At 40.6% G+C, this 18,551-nt stretch carries 15 protein-coding genes; 14 read left to right on the top strand and 1 reads right to left on the bottom strand.

Annotated features, from left to right (window positions below):
• Positions 1 to 30: 30 nt before the first annotated feature.
• The gene (locus tag Q0954_RS13310) at positions 31 to 2,310 is read left to right on the top strand and encodes a SpoIIE family protein phosphatase (RefSeq protein WP_299457593.1); all 2,280 of its coding nucleotides are present in this window, start codon (positions 31 to 33) and stop codon (positions 2,308 to 2,310) included.
• A gap of 174 nt (positions 2,311 to 2,484) precedes the next feature.
• Positions 2,485 to 2,940, top strand: coding sequence for a hypothetical protein (locus tag Q0954_RS13315; protein ID WP_299457595.1), 456 nt, complete (start codon positions 2,485 to 2,487; stop codon positions 2,938 to 2,940).
• Positions 2,941 to 3,099: 159 nt separating this feature from the next.
• On the opposite strand, the gene Q0954_RS13320 is transcribed toward Q0954_RS13315, so the two are convergent.
• Entirely contained in the window at positions 3,100 to 3,495 is a 396-nt protein-coding gene (locus Q0954_RS13320) for a hypothetical protein (protein ID WP_299457597.1), read from the bottom strand.
• Between the two features lie 209 nt (positions 3,496 to 3,704).
• Between Q0954_RS13320 and Q0954_RS13325 the strand changes: the two genes are divergently transcribed.
• The 12 genes from Q0954_RS13325 (at position 3,705) to Q0954_RS13380 (ending at position 18,528) form a co-directional block, all read left to right on the top strand.
• Positions 3,705 to 6,659 carry an FAD-binding and (Fe-S)-binding domain-containing protein gene (locus Q0954_RS13325; RefSeq protein WP_299457599.1) on the top strand — a complete coding sequence of 985 codons (2,955 nt, stop codon included), beginning with the start codon at positions 3,705 to 3,707 and terminating at the stop codon, positions 6,657 to 6,659.
• A gap of 501 nt (positions 6,660 to 7,160) precedes the next feature.
• Complete coding sequence (locus Q0954_RS13330) at positions 7,161 to 8,768, top strand: AAA family ATPase (RefSeq protein ID WP_299457601.1); 1,608 nt, start codon at positions 7,161 to 7,163, stop codon at positions 8,766 to 8,768.
• 495 nt (positions 8,769 to 9,263) lie between these two features.
• Complete coding sequence (locus Q0954_RS13335) at positions 9,264 to 9,965, top strand: NAD(P)H-binding protein (protein WP_299457603.1); 702 nt, start codon at positions 9,264 to 9,266, stop codon at positions 9,963 to 9,965.
• A gap of 219 nt (positions 9,966 to 10,184) precedes the next feature.
• On the top strand, positions 10,185 to 10,850 hold the full coding sequence (locus Q0954_RS13340; RefSeq protein ID WP_299457605.1) for a hypothetical protein: 666 nt from the start codon (positions 10,185 to 10,187) through the stop codon (positions 10,848 to 10,850).
• Between the two features lie 165 nt (positions 10,851 to 11,015).
• On the top strand, positions 11,016 to 12,032 hold the full coding sequence (locus Q0954_RS13345) for a glycosyltransferase family 2 protein (protein WP_299457606.1): 1,017 nt from the start codon (positions 11,016 to 11,018) through the stop codon (positions 12,030 to 12,032).
• A gap of 15 nt (positions 12,033 to 12,047) precedes the next feature.
• A complete protein-coding gene (locus Q0954_RS13350; RefSeq protein WP_299457608.1) occupies positions 12,048 to 12,965 on the top strand; it encodes a glycosyltransferase family 2 protein in 918 nt (305 codons plus the stop codon).
• Positions 12,965 to 13,843, top strand: a complete 879-nt coding sequence (locus tag Q0954_RS13355) for an FkbM family methyltransferase (RefSeq protein WP_299457610.1) — start codon at positions 12,965 to 12,967, stop codon at positions 13,841 to 13,843. Before Q0954_RS13350 ends, Q0954_RS13355 begins: the two co-directional genes overlap by 1 nt.
• Positions 13,844 to 13,847: 4 nt before the next feature.
• Positions 13,848 to 14,963, top strand: a complete 1,116-nt coding sequence (locus tag Q0954_RS13360) for a glycosyltransferase family 4 protein (protein WP_299457611.1) — start codon at positions 13,848 to 13,850, stop codon at positions 14,961 to 14,963.
• Positions 14,960 to 15,835 carry an FkbM family methyltransferase gene (locus Q0954_RS13365; protein ID WP_299457612.1) on the top strand — a complete coding sequence of 292 codons (876 nt, stop codon included), beginning with the start codon at positions 14,960 to 14,962 and terminating at the stop codon, positions 15,833 to 15,835. The genes Q0954_RS13360 and Q0954_RS13365 overlap by 4 nt, the downstream gene beginning before the upstream one ends.
• Positions 15,836 to 15,844: 9 nt before the next feature.
• Entirely contained in the window at positions 15,845 to 16,753 is a 909-nt protein-coding gene (locus Q0954_RS13370) for a glycosyltransferase (RefSeq protein WP_299457613.1), read from the top strand.
• A 50-nt stretch (positions 16,754 to 16,803) separates the two neighbouring features.
• The gene (locus tag Q0954_RS13375; RefSeq protein WP_299457615.1) at positions 16,804 to 17,760 is read left to right on the top strand and encodes a UDP-N-acetylglucosamine 4,6-dehydratase; all 957 of its coding nucleotides are present in this window, start codon (positions 16,804 to 16,806) and stop codon (positions 17,758 to 17,760) included.
• A gap of 99 nt (positions 17,761 to 17,859) precedes the next feature.
• Positions 17,860 to 18,528 carry an NDP-sugar synthase gene (locus Q0954_RS13380; RefSeq protein WP_299457617.1) on the top strand — a complete coding sequence of 223 codons (669 nt, stop codon included), beginning with the start codon at positions 17,860 to 17,862 and terminating at the stop codon, positions 18,526 to 18,528.
• The last annotated feature ends 23 nt before the right edge of the window (positions 18,529 to 18,551 follow it).

Here is an 18,551-nt window from a genome sequence, read left to right on the forward strand (position 1 = left end):
ATGAAGAATCGTGCTTTTTTAAACACCACTATGAAAGTAAATAGAAACAATGGGGGTGAAGATGAATACTCAGACCAGGATATTGAGGCTTTAAAGGAAGAATTAAAACAGCTGAGACTTTTTAAAAAAGACCAGGAAGCAAAAGAAAAATTTGGACAGCATCTTACAGAAATAAAAGCTTTGCTTACTCGTAAGCCAGGGCAAGCAGTGGAAGTTTGGGCAGATGGTTGGATGGCTAAACTGGTACCCAGAATACAAGGAGTGCAAGCTGCTATGTACATAGTGACAGATAACAATACCAATCGCTTGGAGTATATCAGCGGTTTTGCTATTAGTGCCCGCTCACGTCAGACCTTGGCAAGCAGTCAAAATGCATTATTGCAACATGTGGTTAAAACTAAAGAGCCTTATGAAGTGCCATTGCTTGCCAACCCCCCAGTGTTACAAGCGGCTGCACATATTCAGCTAGTGCCCAAAACTTTGTTAATACACCCTTTTACCTATCAGAATGAGGTGCTGGGGGTGGTGGAAGTGTATTTGCTTGAAGCGTTAACTGAACAACAACGTGCATTGATAGCCGATTTGCAAGATTCTGTAGCTTTGTCCCTAAAGATGTATCGTGATAAAACCAGTTTGAAGGCGAGCCTGCATGAGATGCAGCAAACCAAAGACCGACATCAAAATATTTTGGACAATACCCAACAAGCCCTTGCTTTGCTCGATCAGCAAGGACAGATTTTGGATGCCAACAAAGCTTTTTTTCAACTATTGGACTATTCGGGTAAGTCCGAAGCACTGCCCAGTTTTTTTAAGCATTTGGCAGACGAAGCAGATCATAAACACTTGCAGTTGGTCATCAATAAACTGATGCAAACTGAACACAACAGCCAGATTACTTTACTGAGGTTGGCAAGCGAATATGGAGGCAGAGTAAAATACAAGTTCCATTTTACCAAAATAGCAGTACCTCATCAAAGCGACTCTATTTTGGTACAATTGCTTGGGTACAGCATCATCAACAAAAAACACCAACACACCGAGTTGTCGTTTGAGGTATTGAATGATGCCATGCAAGAAGTGTTTATTTTTGATATGCACAATTTGGAGGTGTTATATGCCAATAAAAGTGCTTTAACGAATATTGAATTTAGTTTGAAAGGACTCAAAGGGCAACGTTTTGATGAATTGCTGCCCCAGTTTAACCAAGACGCCTTGGTAGAAATTATCAAGGTTTTGAGCCAATCTAACAAAGAATACATCCAGTTTGAAGCGCAGTTGCGTCGGCAAGACCAATCGCTGTATGCTGCCAACCTCCGCCTGATCATTACCTCTTATAGAACAAAACCAGTAGTGGTGGCAATGGTGCAAGACATTTCGCAAAGAAAAGAACTGGAGCGAGACTTATTATTGCAAGGCGATAAGATTGCCAAAGAGCTTACCCGGAAGGTAAACGAAAAAGAGAAAAAGCTGGAGTGGGAAAAAGCTCGTACTCAGGAGATCAACCAACAAATTATTCAGCAAAATAAAATAATTGCTGATAAGCGAAAAAACATGCTCGATAGTCTTCAGTATGCCAAAATGATTCAGGAAAGCATTTTGCCCTCAGAGGCAACCATGCGTAAACACGTCATAGAATCTTTTGTGTATTACAAAGCCAAGGATGTAGTCAGCGGAGATTTTTATTGGGTGCACGAAAAGCAGGGCAAGGTGTTTTTGGTAGCTGCCGATTGTACTGGGCATGGAGTGCCAGGAGCCCTGCTGACAATGCTGGGGAGCAATTTACTAAAAGAAGTAGTGAAAACATCTGACACTGATGACCCTGCCGATATTCTGGAGCAACTAGACAAGGTAATGAGTGAAAGCCTGCAGCACGAAGAGGTCGAAAACCGCGATGGCATGGACGTTGCTTTGTGTGTAATTGATAAGCAAAAGCAACGCATATCGTTTGCCGGAGCCAAAAACCCACTGATTTATATCAAAGACAACGAAGTGCAAAAGATCAGAGGCAGCATTAGAAGCATAGGATCCTGGGCACACAACCTTCCCCCTTTTGTTACCCACCACATTGCTATAGATCAACCTTCTACTTTTTATATTTTTTCGGATGGCTACCAAGACCAGTTTGGAGGGGAAGCAGACAAAAAATTTATGGTAAGTCAACTAAAATCACTTTTCAAACAAATCCACTTGAAACCTATGGCAGAGCAAAAACAATTTGTAATTGATACAATGGATGCCTGGATAGGCAGGAGAAGCCAAACTGATGACATGCTGGTAATGGGGTTTAAGCTAAGCAATGATATAGCTTAACATACATTTTGTAGACCCGCCAACGATTACATAAAATTATGCTGTACTAAAAAAGTGAGGCTAATGGGCTGATTACTATATCGTTTGTATATATTTGCGCCTAATTCAATGTTGATGAGCAAACTCATTACTCCAGAAGTGAGGGTTTGCAGCCCGAATAAATTTAATAATGGTATGATTGAATGTAAACCTAAAGGAAAAGCCATTGTATCGCTCGGTTTGTTTGCCGTGATATGTTATGCTGTCAGTTTATTGTTGTTTTCGGTAGCCACCAAAACTACTTTTATTTATGTAGTCATTGCATTGGTCACTGTATTGGGACTGATCATAAACTTGCGTATGTTTATGACCTACAAGGTAATTACAGTAGGTAAAGGTAAACTATTTGTAAAACAACCTTACCTCTTTCGTACTAAAACCTATGAACTGACCAAACTTAAGTTAGTCAATGAAGAAAAAATAAAAACATTCAATGATGAGTATAAAGAACTACTGCTGGAGTTTGACAATGGTAAGCTAAAACTCAACAAGCAAGAATATACAGACTATGAAAGGTTTAAGTCTTATATAGATAAAAACAAGCCTGGGAAGAAGAAGAGTAAAGGAAAGGGTAAAAAGAGCTTGGGGTGAAAAATAAATTGGACAAACTGAAGTGCATAATCACTGATTGTGTAAAGAGTTAAGGATAAAAAATATGTGATAAAGTAAGTTGAAGGTAAGAAAAGTCTAATAAAAAATGAGTTTTTTCAAAAAAAAGTACATAGACCTATTTAAAGCATTATTATAATTTTATGCCCAATTCTTAAATTCAGCAATTAAACTTTCGGGCAAAGTTTGAGTTCCTTCCCAATAAATGCGCACGTGATTTTTGTTGAATTCTTCCGACCTTGCCGAATAAATAATCTTCATTTCATTAGGGCACTCCCGATTAAGCGTAGCAAATATATCGTAAGTAATTTCCCAGTATCCTCCTCGGCAGTTGTTGCCCGATGTATAATACTCTTGTGTATTTTCAAGGTAGTTTTGGAGGTTTTGAAGGGCTTTTATGAATATTTTGTAGGATTTTTGGAGAGATTTGCGGGTAAACTTTTCTTCGTTGTTGAGCAGTTGAATGATTTGGTCATATTTTATCAGTTGCTCATTGTGCAAATAGTGTGTGGCTAAATCTTCAAAATTAAAGTTCATAGGACCGTGATAAATGATATGTAGAGTATTAAGTGGTTGATTTCAATATAATGATAACCCTAAGTTACAAAATAAGTTGATAAGTAGCCGACTGACTAATGTAAGAATTGTATAAATATACATATTTGGCAGGCAAAAAATGAAAATACACACTTGAATTGTATATTTGTAAGTCATTACCCTTAAGTTGAACGATACTAGCGTTATACATGGACAATACAAACACCTCTTTGCCTGTTCAGTGGCAGCCGTTGGCAAAAGTATTAGATGGTGAGCTGCATACCGATGATGTCATGCGTACTTTGTATGCGACCGATGCTTCTGCTTACCGTGAAATGCCTGCTGCCGTGGCAGTACCCCGATCCAGTCAAGACATTAAGCACCTGATCAGTTTTGCCCGACAGCAAAAGTTGAGTCTGATTCCGAGGGCAGCAGGTACCTCTCTGGCTGGGCAAGTAGTGGGCAATGGCATAGTAGTAGATGTGTCGCAACACCTGACCCAGATACTAGAGATCAACGCAGAAGAAAAGTGGGTAAGAGTGCAGCCTGGAGTGATACGCGATGACCTAAACCATGTACTGGAGCCTTATGGCTTGTTTTTTGGCCCCGAAACTTCTACAGCCAACCGAGCCATGATAGGGGGGATGGTAGGCAACAATTCCTGCGGAACGCATTCGGTAGTGTATGGCAGCGCCCGTGAACATACCCTAGAGATCAAAGGTTTGCTTGCCGATGGGTCGGAAGTGGTTTTTAATGCTTTGAACGCCCAACAATACCAACAAAAAATAGCCGAAAGTGAGAAAAATACTTTCGAAGGTAAGATTTATCGTCAAATTGATCAATTGCTTGCCAGTGAGACCCACCAAAAAGAAATAAGAGAGAATTTCCCTAAACGTGCCATTCCCCGGCGCAATACTGGTTATGCCCTGGATATGTTGCTCGACCTTGAGCCTTTCACCCCGACAGGCGAACCGTTCAACTTTTGTAAATTGTTGTGTGGCTCTGAAGGTACCCTTATGTTTATGACCGAAATAAAACTCCACTTAGACCCTCTACCCCCCAAAGAAACCGGGTTGGTGTGTGCACACTTCAATACTATAGACGATGCTCTCAAAGCCAATATCATTGCGCTACAATATGGTCCTTCGGCAAGTGAATTGATGGATCATTATATCCTCGAATGTACTAAAGCCAACATAGAGCATCGTCAAAATCGGTTTTTTGTAAAAGGCGACCCAGAGGCTATTCTTATTGTAGAGTTTAATAAAGATACCCGCGAAGCAATAGCCGAAGTAGCGCAACAGATGCAACAAGCCATGGAACAAGAGGGATTGGGCTACCACTTTCCGGTGGTGTATGGCGACGATACCCGTAAAGTTTGGAACTTGCGTAAAGCCGGGTTGGGGTTGCTCTCCAACATTGTGGGCGATGCCAAGCCAGCCCCCGTAATAGAAGACACGGCGGTGACTATAGAAGATTTGCCTGCCTATATTCAAGATTTTAATGAAATTCTGAGTCAGAATAATATGTCGGCAGTGCACTATGCTCACGCTGGTTCGGGAGAGCTACACCTGCGCCCCATCATTAACCTAAAAACTGAGCAGGGACAAAAAGAATTTAGGCTGATAGCTGAAGAAATAGCCACGTTGGTGAAAAAATACCAGGGCTCACTTAGTGGCGAACATGGTGATGGTCGTTTGCGGGGGGAGTTTATAGAGCAAATGGTAGGCAAAAAAGGGTATGAGTTGATGAAGGAGGTCAAGCAGATATTTGACCCTGAGCATATTTTTAACCCCAACAAAATTGTAGAAACGCCCCCAATGGATACCTTTCTACGCTATGATGCCGGGCAAGATACGCCAGCATTTGATACTGTGCTGGATTTTAGTAGTACCCAAGGCATATTGCGGGGAGCCGAAATGTGCAATGGGTCGGGCGATTGCCGTAAAACCGAAATAAGTGGGGGAACCATGTGCCCAAGTTACATGGCCACCCGTAGCGAAAAGGATACCACCCGCGCCCGTGCCAATATTTTGCGTGAATACCTGACCCGTTCGGACAAACCAAATCGCTTTGACCACGAAGAAATCAAGGAAGTGATGGACTTGTGTTTGTCGTGCAAGGGGTGTAAGTCGGAGTGCCCCTCAAATGTGGATATGGCAAAAATGAAAGCGGAGTTTTTGCAACAGTACTACGATGCCAACGGAGTGCCTTTTAGAACTAAACTCATTGCTAATTTTACTCGCCTGAACAAACTGGCGGCTAAAATGCCCTGGGCGTATAACTGGGCGTTTACAAACCCTGTAACGAGTAAGCTGAGCAAAAAAATGTCAGGCTTTGCTGCCGAGCGAAGCATCCCTAAATTACATAAAACTACGTTGCGCAAGTGGTATAAAAAGCATTATACTGCTATAGCCCCCAAAGGTGCCACCAAAAAGGTGTTCTTGTTTTGTGATGAGTTTACCGATTTTAACGATACCGATGTGGGCATAGTAACGGTAAAACTGCTTGCCAAACTGGGGTATGAGGTTGTTATTCCTGAACACCTTGAGAGTAGCCGCACTTATTTGTCGAAAGGTTTGCTTAGAAAGGCCAAAACCATTGCCGAAAAAAACATTGCCTTGTTACAAGGAGTGGTAAGCGATGAAACTCCTTTGTTGGGAATAGAACCTTCGGCTATTTTGACTTTTAGGGACGAGTACATTGACTTGGTAAGGGGCAATACACAAGAGGAAGCTCGAAAACTGGCTAAAAATGCGTTGACAATGGAAGAATTTCTTGCCAGAGAAATAGATCGGGGAAATATTAAGGCAAATAGTTTTACAGAAGATAAAAAAATACTGAAATTGCATGGACATTGCCAGCAAAAAGCTTTATCATCACTTACCCCATCCAAAAAGATGCTTTCTTTGCCCAAAAATTATGAGGTGCACTTGATTCGTTCGGGGTGTTGTGGTATGGCAGGTTCGTTTGGTTATGAGCAAGAGCATTACAAAGTGTCGATGCAGATTGGCGAGTTGGTGTTGTTTCCAACGGTGCGCCAACAACCCCAGGAGGTAATAATTGTAGCTGCTGGCACAAGTTGTCGTCATCAGATCAAAGACGGTACCCAACGTCGTGCTTTGCACCCAGTAGAGGTATGGTGGGATGCCCTTAAAAAATAAATCATGTTACCTTTGGCTTATTAGTGCAGTCGGTAGACTTTTAATAGCGTTTTATACCTGCCAGATTTCCAAAACCTGGCAGGTATAAAACGCTATTAAACTTGCAAATGTAAGAAGTTTCTCAGGCTCCTCACTAACCAGTTGAAAAAAGGGTGCTTAAAATACGCGATTTATGAGTTTGCTAGTGCTCTGGGTACTAAGTTCCTTGTACATTCTTTGGCGTCCCCGAATCAAGTTCGGGACTATGAGCTTTTGCCCTCTGACTTCCTCGTAAAAAAGTTAGATAGCTATGGCTATCCGCCATATTTGCGACTTGTCAGAGAACAGAATTCATCCAAATCAATGCACAAATTATTTAATCCCTAAAGTATTAGTTGCCAATAGAACAGGTGTTAACCTGAAGCACCGATATGCATCGGCATCTAGAGACTTGCCCTTGTGGGCGCTATGGACTGTTGACAAAAAACTATTCACTGACAAAAAACAGATTACTATTATTGTATGACAGAGACAGCCTCAATGCTTACTGATGAAATTCTCCAGTTTTTATCTACTCCACAAGTATTTGCCGAAAGGCCCCAAAAAGTAAGTGTTGTACAAACCCACATCTCTATAGTGTCTCTGTTAGACGAGGTGGTGTACAAGGTGAAAAAAGCGGTTGACTTTGGTTTTTTAAACTTTATGAAACTGGAAGACCGCAAATATTACCTTGAAGAAGAGGTAAGACTCAACTCACGCCTTACCACTGACCTATACCTGGATCTGGTGCCTATTTACCGTCTTGACAACGGGGCTTTGAGTTTTACGAGTGAACAATCTACCGATGTGGTGGTAGAGTATGCGTTGAAAATGAAGCGCTTGCCGCATGAGTTTTTTTTAGATGAACTACTCAAAAAGAATACTTTTGATTGGCAAAATATTAACTTGATTGCCAATAAACTTGCCCGGTTTTATCAGCATATACCCGTAGATGCACATAAGAGTAAATGGGGACGTACTGAGTTTTTGCGTGAGATTATAGACGAAAATTTTGAGCAAATCACCCCTTTTGTGAATAATACCATTCAAACTATAGAGTTTAGGGTGTTGCGGGCTTATCAATACTATTTTTTAGAAAATAACAAGCCATGGTTTCACCAACGAGTGGCAGAGGGCAAAATACTAGAGTGTCACGGAGACCTTAAGTGTGACCATATTCATGTAGAAAATCAGCAAGTAAATATTTATGATTGTATTGAGTTCAACGAGCGTTATCGTTGCATTGATGTATTAAACGACATTGCTTTTTTGAGCATGGAGCTTGATTTTAGGCGTAAGTTTAATTTGTCTAATTACTTTGTAAATCAGGTAACCAACCAGTTAGAGACTGGGGAGTACCAAGACTTGTTTGATTTTTATAAGTCGTTTCGGGCGTTTGTCAAGGGCAAAGTAGAGAGCTTTACATCTACCACCCTGGAGGTGCCTGCCAAAAAACGCCATAAATGTGCTGAGCGTGCCCGAAAGTATTTTAAGCTGGCACTAAAGTATGCGTTGATAGGTTCAGAAGCTACCCTGGTAGTGGTATATGGTGGAGTAGCCACTGGCAAAACTACCTTGGCGCAAAAAATAGCCAAACATATGAATATCCAACATTTCAACTCTGATTTGATCAGGAAAAAAATGGCGGGTATTCCTACTTATGAGCGCACCCGCAGCGAAGATTTGCAAAGAGTCTATTCTACAGAAATGACTGAGAAAGTATACGAAACATTGATAGAGGAAGGGATCAATTGTGCTTTTCAGGAGGGAACCTCTATATTAGATGCCACGTTTCGGGATATTACCAAGCTAGAGAGGTTGTTAAAAAAAGTTCGTGAGGCACAGCCTTTAAGGGTGGTGTTTATTGAAGCAATTGCTCCCGATGAAGAAATTAAACAGCGTTTGCGCGCCCGCGAAAACGAACCAAATGTATCGGATGCGCGTATAGAGCATTTCGAAATGTTGAGACAATCACGCCATCAAATAGCCAAAATGTTGCCTAATCACCTTACCCTAAATACTGCCAACCCTTTGCAAAAAACAATGGTAAACTTGTTTGTGCAGATGTTTGAAGCCCGTTTGTTGAATTAAGTTACGGCTATAGAACCAATAGTCTATAGCATTTAGTCCGTAGTCCATAGCGGATTTGAGTAAATGTTTACCCTATTAATCATTGTACACCAATGGCGTATATTAAATTTGCTTACTTGCTTTATTTTTCAAAGGGTTTCAGTTTTACGTCTAAACACGTAATTAAATAGTTTTTAAACTTATAAACATTTGATAACCGAGCCTTTGGCGAGTCCTTAGATACCAATGTATATAGGTGTTCACCGAAGGTAATCAGTAATCAACTTTGACTAAAATCACTGTGGAGTATTATAGAACATAATCTGCCTTGTAAATGTTAAACCAAGTGTGCCTACGTTTTATTCAGGGCTTGTTACTTTTAAATAGTAAGTAGCAGCAAGCAATCAGCTATAAGCTACAAGCAAATATAACTCTCTCATAATATGATAGTTATACTTGCATATTAGGTATATTTAATTTTGTCTTGGTACATATCATATTTAAACTTTTTATTGTATGAATAAAATAGCCATTGTTGCCGGGGCTACTGGTCTGGTGGGCAGCGAGTTAGTAAAATTGTTGCTACAAGACGATGATTACCAGCAAGTAAAAATAATTGGTAGAAAAAGCATTGGCATAGACCACGCAAAAATAGAGGAGTTGTTGGTAGACTTTGATCAGCTAGACAATTATCAGGATTTTTTTGTGGGTGCCACCGAAGCGTTTTGTTGCTTGGGTACTACCACCAAAAAAATGGGGAAGGAGGGACTTACTAAAGTTGATTTTACCTATTGTCATGCGTTTGCTCAGCTTGCTGCCAAGGCAAATGTCGCCCAGTTTTTAATTATATCAAGCATTGGTGCCAGTGCCGACAGCCGCTACCATTACTCAAGGGTAAAAGCACGCATAGAAGATGCGGTTAAAAAACTGCCTTTCAAATCAATCCATATTTTGCGCCCTTCGCTCTTGGTGGGCAACCGTAACGAGGTGCGTATTATGGAAGATCTGGGGCGTGTATTCAGTGCTGCGTTTAACTCGTTTATTCCGGCCAAATACAAAAGTATCAAGGTTAAAACGGTGGCAGTGTTTATGCAAAAAATCGCCAAAAAACAATTGCCCGGACAATTTACCTATGAGTCGAACCAAATCAGAAAAATAGCGGTGAGCAAATTTGACTACGAAAAGTTTAGCGAATATACCGAGTACAAAGACTTGTAGTGTAGGGCTAGCGTCTTTTACATGCTATTCATTTTGGCTAAAGTTGGCGCGATCGCTTCGGTTTGTGTCCCCATAATCGAAAAATGTCGTATGTCTCTTTTAACTATGTTTTTTGTAAGTTTCTGAAAATCAACGTGATATAAGAAGCGTAGCTACTTAGGAAACAAAGTATACCTAGAACCTTGTCGGGGCTTTCAACTTACTTATTTGCAAACCTTTATGAAAAGATTTTTATTACTTTTGAGTATTTGTCAATTTGCCTGGGTGCTTACTTACTGTGGCAACCAGCGTAGCCTGGAGCCTACCAGCCCCACTACGCCTACCACCAACGACACGATATGTTTTGAAGCCGATTTGTTGCCTTTACTTAGGTTTAACTGTGCCAAGTCGGGTTGCCATGATGCTGGCACCGCTGCCAATGGGGTGGTAATGGAGGATTATGCGACGATAAGAGCACATGTAAGCCCTAACAACCTTGATCAGAGTGCTTTGTACAATACAGTAAAGGTGGGGAGCCACCAAGGGGTAAGCCTTGACCCACTTCAGGTAGAGTTGATTCAAAATTGGGTATTACAAGGAGCCCAAAATACTACAGGTTGTGGTGGGGTGGCTTTTAATTGCGATACGGCAAAGTTTACTTACAATGAGGTGGTGCGCATTATCATGGACAAAGAATGTGTAGGGTGCCATAATGCCAATACTGCCAACGATAACATAAGACTGGATACTTTTGATGAAGTAAAAAAGGTGGCAGCAAGTGGGGCTTTAGTGGGGGCTATAGAGTGGCAAAATGGCTTTAGTCCAATGCCTCGCAACCGTGATCAATTGCCTGACTGTGAGCGTACTGTTATTAGAAAGTGGATAACTGCTGGAATGCCTTTTTAGCAGGTTTACCAAAGTTAGAAACTATTGATAACAAGTGTCAATAAGAAAAATCAATTACCCAGAGCCCACTCCCTGTGGTCAAAAGTATTTTAAACATAAAACCATATAAGTCTTATTAAAATTTATTTAGTTTTGTGATTCAGAACCAGATAAAAGGTGTTGCGTGTGAATGAATTTCCAAAAATAACGATCATCACCCCTTCTTACAACCAGGGGCACTTTATAGAGCAAACTATTTTGTCAGTAGTAGAGCAACAATACCCCAATTTAGAGTATTTTATCATAGATGGAGGCAGTACTGACAATACTGTAGATATTATAAAAAAATATGAGGAGCATATCACTTATTGGGTAAGCGAAAAAGATAAAGGACAGAGCCACGCCATTAACAAAGGGCTGGACAAAGCCTCTGGGCAAATTATTAACTGGCTTAATTCGGATGATTACTATGAGCCCCACGCGTTGTTCAAAGTGGCGACAGCGTTTAACCGAGGCGAACACGTGAAAGTGGTGTGTGGCAGGAGCCGACTTTTTAAAGGACAAAAAACGGTGAAGTATTCGAATGGCACCGATGTATATACAGATAACCTTGCCAAAACTATAGGTTGGGCGCGGATAGATCAACCTGAAACTTTTTTTAAGGCTGAAGTTGTCAAAAAAATGGGATTGCTCGACAATCGTTTGCATTACTTGATGGACCGGGATTGGTGGATCAAGTATTTGCTGTTGTTTGGGCTACAGGGGGTAGTAAAAATGCCTGATATCTTGGTAAATTTCAGACTGCACGAAGATTCTAAAACGGTGTCGCAAAACGATGGGTTTCAGGTAGAACATGATACTTATTTTTATGCGCTTGCCCGCCAGTATGAACTTTCTAAATATGCCGAAATCGTAGCAGAGGTATGCACAGTAGATGAGCGTTTTACGGTACAGTTAGATGATTATGAACCAGATGAAGATCTGTTGGAAGAGGTGTTTAACTATTACTTGTTTTTGCGTGCCAATGAGTTTTATGCGCAAAATGAACCACAAAAAGCGCAACGTTTATTAGAACAAATCAATGTTGACTTGCTTGCCGAGGATGATCAAAAGCTTTGGAAAAAACTCAAGTTTAGAAATAAATACATTCCGCAACCAATTTTGAACATTTGGCGCAACACAGTTTCTAAAATTCGTAAATAACAAATCTCCAACGCCTTGCATTCAACTAAAATAAGTGTTATCGTGCCTAGCTACAATGGTGCACACAAATTGCCGAACATTCTAAAAGCACTCGAAGCCCAAACCATACAGGATTTTGAAACTGTAGTAGTTGTGGATGGTTCTACTGACAATACCCGTGAGGTGTTGGAGGGTACACAATGGAAATTAAAAGGCTTAAATGTGGTATACCGTCAAAACGGGGGACGTGCGGTAGCGCGTAACGCAGGTGTTGAGGCAGCTCATGGCGATTTGTTGGTTTTTTTCGATGATGATGTCAGACCAATCCCTGAGTGTTTGGCGTTGCATGTGCAACATGCTGTTGCCAAGCCCCATACAATTTTGGTTGGTCCTCCTTTTGAGGAGATAAGCAAAATGAAAACCGATTTTCAATTGTTTAGGGCTTACCTGAGTCGTACCTGGTTGCCGGCAGAAGGGTATGGTCTTATTCCTAACGCTCAACCTTTTATTACGGCGGCTGACTTTTCTTTAAGCAAATCATTATTTGATCAATTGGGTGGGTTTGATAAAAGGCTAAATGATGCTGAAGATTTTGACCTTGCGGTAAGGGCAGTGCAGCAACAAGTACCTATTTATTTTAATAAAGATGCCGTGGTATGGCACGACGATTTTGTGACATGTAGGTTGATGATAAAACGCCACAGACAATACCGCCAATCCCACCTTATGCTACAAACGCTTAAACCTGATTTATACAAGCATTTCGTTCAATATGAGCCTGCCCCAATTGGTACAGCGAAAAAAACAATCTATTGGTTTTTTAGTCAAAAGTTTTGGTTGTGGTCTATTGATAAATTCAATTGGCTCCGTATATTGCCTAAGAAAGTTCGGTATAAAATCTATAATATTGTGCTTACTGGATACTCTGTGTATTTTATCAATAAAAAAATCTGATGTTAAAAAAGCTAATCAAAAGCATCTATAAGCTATTACCTTTTAAAAAAGCCATTTTTGTAGCTTTGCGGGGGGTATGGTCTCCTCCACACCGGGTTTATCAGCATTTACATTTTCAAGGGAAAATCAACGTGAAAACAACTGGTAATCAGGAGTTTAAAATGTATCATTATGGTTTTGAGCTTGAAAATGAATTGTTCTGGAAAGGAATGAAAGGGGGGTGGGAGCAACAGTCAATACAACTATGGGAAAAATTGTGTACCATGAATGACTGCATTATAGATGTAGGTGCCAATACAGGAGTTTATGCACTTATTGCCAAAACTGTTCGGCCAACTGCTCAGGTGGTGGCTTTTGAACCTGTAAAACGAGTGTTTGAAAAACTTCAGGAAAACATCGCACTTAATCAGTTTGATATTGAAGCATATCAGTTGGCTTTGTCGGACAGTGATGGCAAAGCCACCATATATGACCAGGACACCGAACATACTTATTCGGTAACAGTGGGTCAGGATTTGAGCCCAAAAGGAGTTGATACAGTTGCCACTTCTATTGATATTATAAGGTTTGATACTTTTATAACTCAACACCAGCTGCCTAAAGTTGGGTTGATGAAAATTGATGTAGAAACTCACGAACCCGAAGTGCTGGAAGGAATGGGGAAATACCTGGACACAATGCGCCCTACATTGTTGATTGAAATTTTGACCAATGAGGTAGCCCAAAAGGTTGAAAAACTGGTAGAAGGAAAAGGGTATTTATATTTTGACCTGGATGAGAAAAACCCTCCTCGAAAAGTAGACCGTATTCAAAAAAGCGGTTTTTATAATTACCTGATTTGTACTGAGCCTATAGCCCAACAACTTCAATTAATCTGATACATTGCCTACAAACATTACTTACATACTGTCTGACATAGACAAAGCTATAGCCTTTGAGTGGATAGAGCAAGCATTGAGAGACTCAGAGTTTCGCCTGTCTTTTGTCTTGCTCAACCAAGGCGAGAGCCAATTGGAAACTTACCTAAAAATAAATGATGTACCAGTATATCGGATAGATTACCGTGGCAAAAAAGATGCTTTTAAGGCAATAAGGAGCGTTTGGAAGGTATTTAGGGCTGAAAAAACGGACATTGTTCACACTCATTTGTTTGATGCCTCTATGTTTGGCTTGCTGGCCGCAAAGCTTGCCCGAATTCCTAAACGCGTTTATACCCGCCACCACGGTACTTTACACCACGAGTTTTTTCCCAGGGCTGTTTATTACGACAAATTAATTCATTCGTTTGCTACTGATATCATAGCGATTTCGGGCATTGTAAAAGATGTACTCATTGAGCGGGAAAAGGTAGCCCAGTCTAAAGTACATTTGGTTCATCATGGCTTTAATTTACAAGGTTTTCTTCAGGTAAACCCAACAAAGGTTGCCAGCCTCAAGGAAAAGTATGGCATTGTGGGCAAACATCCGGTAGTAGGGGTAATAGCCCGACAAACTTATTGGAAGGGCATTCAGCATATTATACCTGCTTTTGCTGAACTATTGACACAATACCCCAATGCACATTTGATTCTTGCCAACGCCAAGGGTGACTATAAACGCCAAATTGATGAGTTATTGGAACAATTGCCCAAGGAGAGTTTTACTGAAATTGTCTTCGAGAACGACATTTATCATTTATATCAATTGTTTGATTTGTATGTACATACGCCTATCAATAAAGACCTGGAGGCTTTTGGACAAACTTATGTAGAAGCACTTGCGGCAGGCATTCCATCAGTGTTTAGCCTGTCAGGAGTTGCCCCCGAATTTATTAAGCATGAATACAATGCTTTGGTGGTTCCTTTTGAAGACAGTAAGGCAGTTTATACGCAAATGCTCAGACTTTTGCAGGATCAAGAGCTGACCCAAAAGCTTATACAACAGGGGCAACAAGATGTACAACAAAGGTTTGCATTGGAAAATATGATTTTGGCATTAAAAAAAATATATACTATATGAAGCGGCTCACTCAGGTAGTTCATAAAACGGTTTTGAATTTAGGGTTAGAAAATGCCTTCGCCTTTTTAGGTAAAAATATTCCTGCTTTTACCAAGTTTATTCCTCACCCTGAAGCTTATCAGACTGCACCAGAGAGAACAGTGACCAGAGATGGAGTAAAATTTAACTTGACATTGACCGACTTTATGCAGTGGCACGTGTTTGCTCATTTGCCCGATTACTCCTGGAAAAAAGCGGCTGAATACTTACAAGATCAAGCCCATGTATTAGATGTAGGGGCAAATTGTGGCGCATTTAGCCTAAAGCTGGCAGAAGAAGCCTATCGACAAAAAAAACAAGGGACAACCATTCACGCCTTTGACCCTAACCCTTATATTGTAAAAAAACTTGAGCATAATCTGTCGCTTAATCCACGCCTTCAAGCTTTGGTGAAAGTACACGCCATAGGATTGGGGGCAGACAATACTACAGCACCAATGGCATTTAGTAGTACCAATACTGGTGGCGCCAGGGTAATGGCACAAGGTGAGCAGGGCAAGGTAATGGTGCCTGTACAAACGATTGATAGTTTTGTGGAAGAGCATCAATTAGAGTCCATTAGTTTTATAAAAATAGACGTAGAAGGCTACGAGCCTTTTGTTTTTTTGGGAGCTAAACAAACCATTCAAAAGTTTCGCCCGGCCATGTATATAGAAATTACCGATGAGTGGTTCAAGGCAAATGGCTATTCCAAAGAGTTTATTTTTGAGCAACTGACCAAAGAGGGCTATAGGCTTTTGGTAGAAACCGGGCATCAGTTTGTAGATATTGCCACCCTTCAAAATACCATTGATCAAATCCCTCAGTTTAACCTTTTGGCATTGCCTGAATAAGTAAATCATATGACATCACCCCCTTATTTTAGTATTATTATTCCTACCTACAATCGAGTTGATTTTATTTTGAATACGCTCGATACAGTTTTTAATCAACAATATGCTGATTATGAGGTGATTGTGGTAGATAACTGCAGCACAGATAATACATTAGAGGCACTGCAGCCTCTGATAGACGAAGGCAAGATCAGGTTTATTCAACATGATAAAAACTATGAACGGGCAAAGTCGCGCAATACGGGCATGCAAAACGCCCAAGGTGAGTACTTGACCTTTTTAGACTCAGATGATTTTATGTATCCAGATAATCTTCTGGATGCTTATAATTATGCGCAACAGCACCCTGATAAAAAAGTTTTTCATAACTTGTATGAACTGGTTGATGAAGATAAAAAAGTATTGTCAAAGTATGATTTTCAGCCGCTTACCGATCCGGTGAGGCAGATTAGTGAAGGCAATTTTTTATCTTGTATAGGGGTATTTGTTCACCGTGATATTTATCAAAACATATCCTGGGATGAAACCCCTGTGTTGACAGGCTCAGAAGATTATGACTTTGCGTTGAGACTGGTGGCGGCTTTTCCGGCTATAGGTAGAATCAATAAGTTTAACAATGGGGTGTTAGACCATCCGGCGCGTACTATAAATACGGCACAATTACACAAGGCAGAAGAACGGTTTGAGTATTTTATAAAAAAACTCAACGAAGACAAAGAGTATGCTTTTTTTGGTAAATACTTGAACAAAATAAAAGCTACTTTATATATCTTTTTGGCAGGAATGGCCAAAGATGCCAATGACTTGGTGAAAATGAAAAATTACATCAAAGAGGCTTATAAGGTTGATAAAGGGGTTTGGAAACGAAGAAACTTTCAGAGTTTGAATTATCACTATATCAAAAAGAAATTATTTTAAGAACTAAGCAGCTTTGAATAGGTTGCCGAATGGCTTATTTAAAAAGAATTATGAAAAAAACATTATTAATTACTGGAGGTACAGGTTTTTTGGGCAAACGTTTGGCTTTGGCGCTCAAAGATGAGTACAAGGTGGTTTTGACTGGACGTAATAATAAGCAAAACCTATTGGCTAAAAAGTTTACGGGTTGTGAAGTAGCCCCAATGGATATCTCTAGTATAGAGTCGGTTAGAGATACCTTCAGAGAGTTTAAACCTCATGTGGTCATTCATGCGGCCGCTACCAAATTTGTAGACCTTGCCGAAAAATATCCCATGGAATGTATTGACGTCAATGTGGTAGGTTCGCAAAATGTAGCGCGCATGGCCATCGACCAAAACGTAGAAGTAGTGGTGGGCATTTCTACTGACAAAGCCTCGCCTCCAGTACGTAATACTTACGGAATGAGCAAGTCGGTAATGGAAAGGGTGTATTGCTCAATGAATGGCAAAACTGATACTAAATTTACTTGTGTGCGTTATGGCAATGTGGCTTGGTCTACAGGATCGGTGCTGACTATTTGGAAAAAAATGCACGAAGAAACCGGAGTAATGGGCACCACTGGTCCTGAAATGAGGCGATTCTTTTTTACTGTTGACGAAGCTGTAAATTTGGTGATTGCTGCCTTGAACAACATAGATGAAACTCAGGGTAAGGTATTGTCGCGAATGATGAAAGCAGCCCAAATGGAAGATATTTTGAAAACCTGGGTAAAACACAAAGGCGGAAAGTATGAAAAAATAGATGGACGACCTGGAGAACGTATAGATGAGTACTTGATAGGTGAACTTGAACTGCCGTTTACCCGTGAACTAAAATATGATGGTATTACTCATTACTTAATTTCGTTTAATGAAAAAGTAGCCAACCCAGTATCAGTAGGATTGTCGTCTGCCAATACCGAAAAGCTGACCGAAGAAGAAATTCTGGCAATTATAGACAATCCGCCAGCAGAGGAGGTAAACTAAATGAGACAATGAGTTGCCATAGCATGTGTTCAGAGCAGGTATGAACCCGAACCCCTGAACCATCGTCAAAAACTTGTAGTTATAAAAAAACCTGTACTAATGAGAAAAATACGACACGCCTTGATTATGGCAGCAGGACGCGGTACCCGCATGCTACCTCTTACCAATGTAATACCTAAACCTATGGCGCCTTACAAAGGGTCTACACTGATAGCTGAAGGCATCAAAAAAGTAACGCCTGCCATTGACTATTTGCATATTACGGTGGGTTATAAAGGAGCAGTGCTTGCCCAACATGTAATAGAGCAAGGAGTACATTCTGTATTTAACACCGAGGGTAAAGGCAATGCCTGGTGGATTTATAACACAATGATGGCACATTTGAACGAGCCTGTTTTTGTGCTTACTGCAGACAATATTACGGAGCTTGACTTTGACCTACTGTCAGAAGAGTATCATAAATACAACGAGCCTGCCTGTATGGTAGTGCCAGTGTTGCCTATCGAGGGCTTAGAGGGTGACTATATACACCACACCAATAACTGTGTGTATGAGCTAAACCGTCAGAAAAAGGCCAAAACCTATTGTTCGGGCATTCAAATGCTCAACCCTTATAAGATCAATCAATTGACGGAGAAAACAGGCGATTTCTATGCCGTATGGCAGCAGCTCATTGCCCAACAACAATTGTATTGTTCAGACAGTTATCCCAAAAACTGGTTTACGGTAGACACTATAGAACAACTTAATGCCTTGAACCAGAAATAACTTAAATAGTGGTAGCCCAGAGT

Source organism: uncultured Microscilla sp., assembly GCF_947493425.1.
GTDB lineage: Bacteria > Bacteroidota > Bacteroidia > Cytophagales > Microscillaceae > Microscilla.

Excerpts from the sequence above, each read along its gene's own strand:
- Q0954_RS13310 (WP_299457593.1), top strand. The coding sequence starts at position 31 with ATGAAAGTAAATAGAAACAATGGGGGTGAAGATGAATACTCAGACCAG.
- Q0954_RS13315 (WP_299457595.1), top strand. The coding sequence starts at position 2,485 with ATGATTGAATGTAAACCTAAAGGAAAAGCCATTGTATCGCTCGGTTTG.
- Q0954_RS13320 (WP_299457597.1), bottom strand. The coding sequence starts at position 3,495 with ATGAACTTTAATTTTGAAGATTTAGCCACACACTATTTGCACAATGAG.
- Q0954_RS13325 (WP_299457599.1), top strand. The coding sequence starts at position 3,705 with ATGGACAATACAAACACCTCTTTGCCTGTTCAGTGGCAGCCGTTGGCA.
- Q0954_RS13330 (WP_299457601.1), top strand. The coding sequence starts at position 7,161 with ATGACAGAGACAGCCTCAATGCTTACTGATGAAATTCTCCAGTTTTTA.
- Q0954_RS13335 (WP_299457603.1), top strand. The coding sequence starts at position 9,264 with ATGAATAAAATAGCCATTGTTGCCGGGGCTACTGGTCTGGTGGGCAGC.
- Q0954_RS13340 (WP_299457605.1), top strand. The coding sequence starts at position 10,185 with ATGAAAAGATTTTTATTACTTTTGAGTATTTGTCAATTTGCCTGGGTG.
- Q0954_RS13355 (WP_299457610.1), top strand. The coding sequence starts at position 12,965 with ATGTTAAAAAAGCTAATCAAAAGCATCTATAAGCTATTACCTTTTAAA.
- Q0954_RS13365 (WP_299457612.1), top strand. The coding sequence starts at position 14,960 with ATGAAGCGGCTCACTCAGGTAGTTCATAAAACGGTTTTGAATTTAGGG.
- Q0954_RS13370 (WP_299457613.1), top strand. The coding sequence starts at position 15,845 with ATGACATCACCCCCTTATTTTAGTATTATTATTCCTACCTACAATCGA.
- Q0954_RS13375 (WP_299457615.1), top strand. The coding sequence starts at position 16,804 with ATGAAAAAAACATTATTAATTACTGGAGGTACAGGTTTTTTGGGCAAA.
- Q0954_RS13380 (WP_299457617.1), top strand. The coding sequence starts at position 17,860 with ATGAGAAAAATACGACACGCCTTGATTATGGCAGCAGGACGCGGTACC.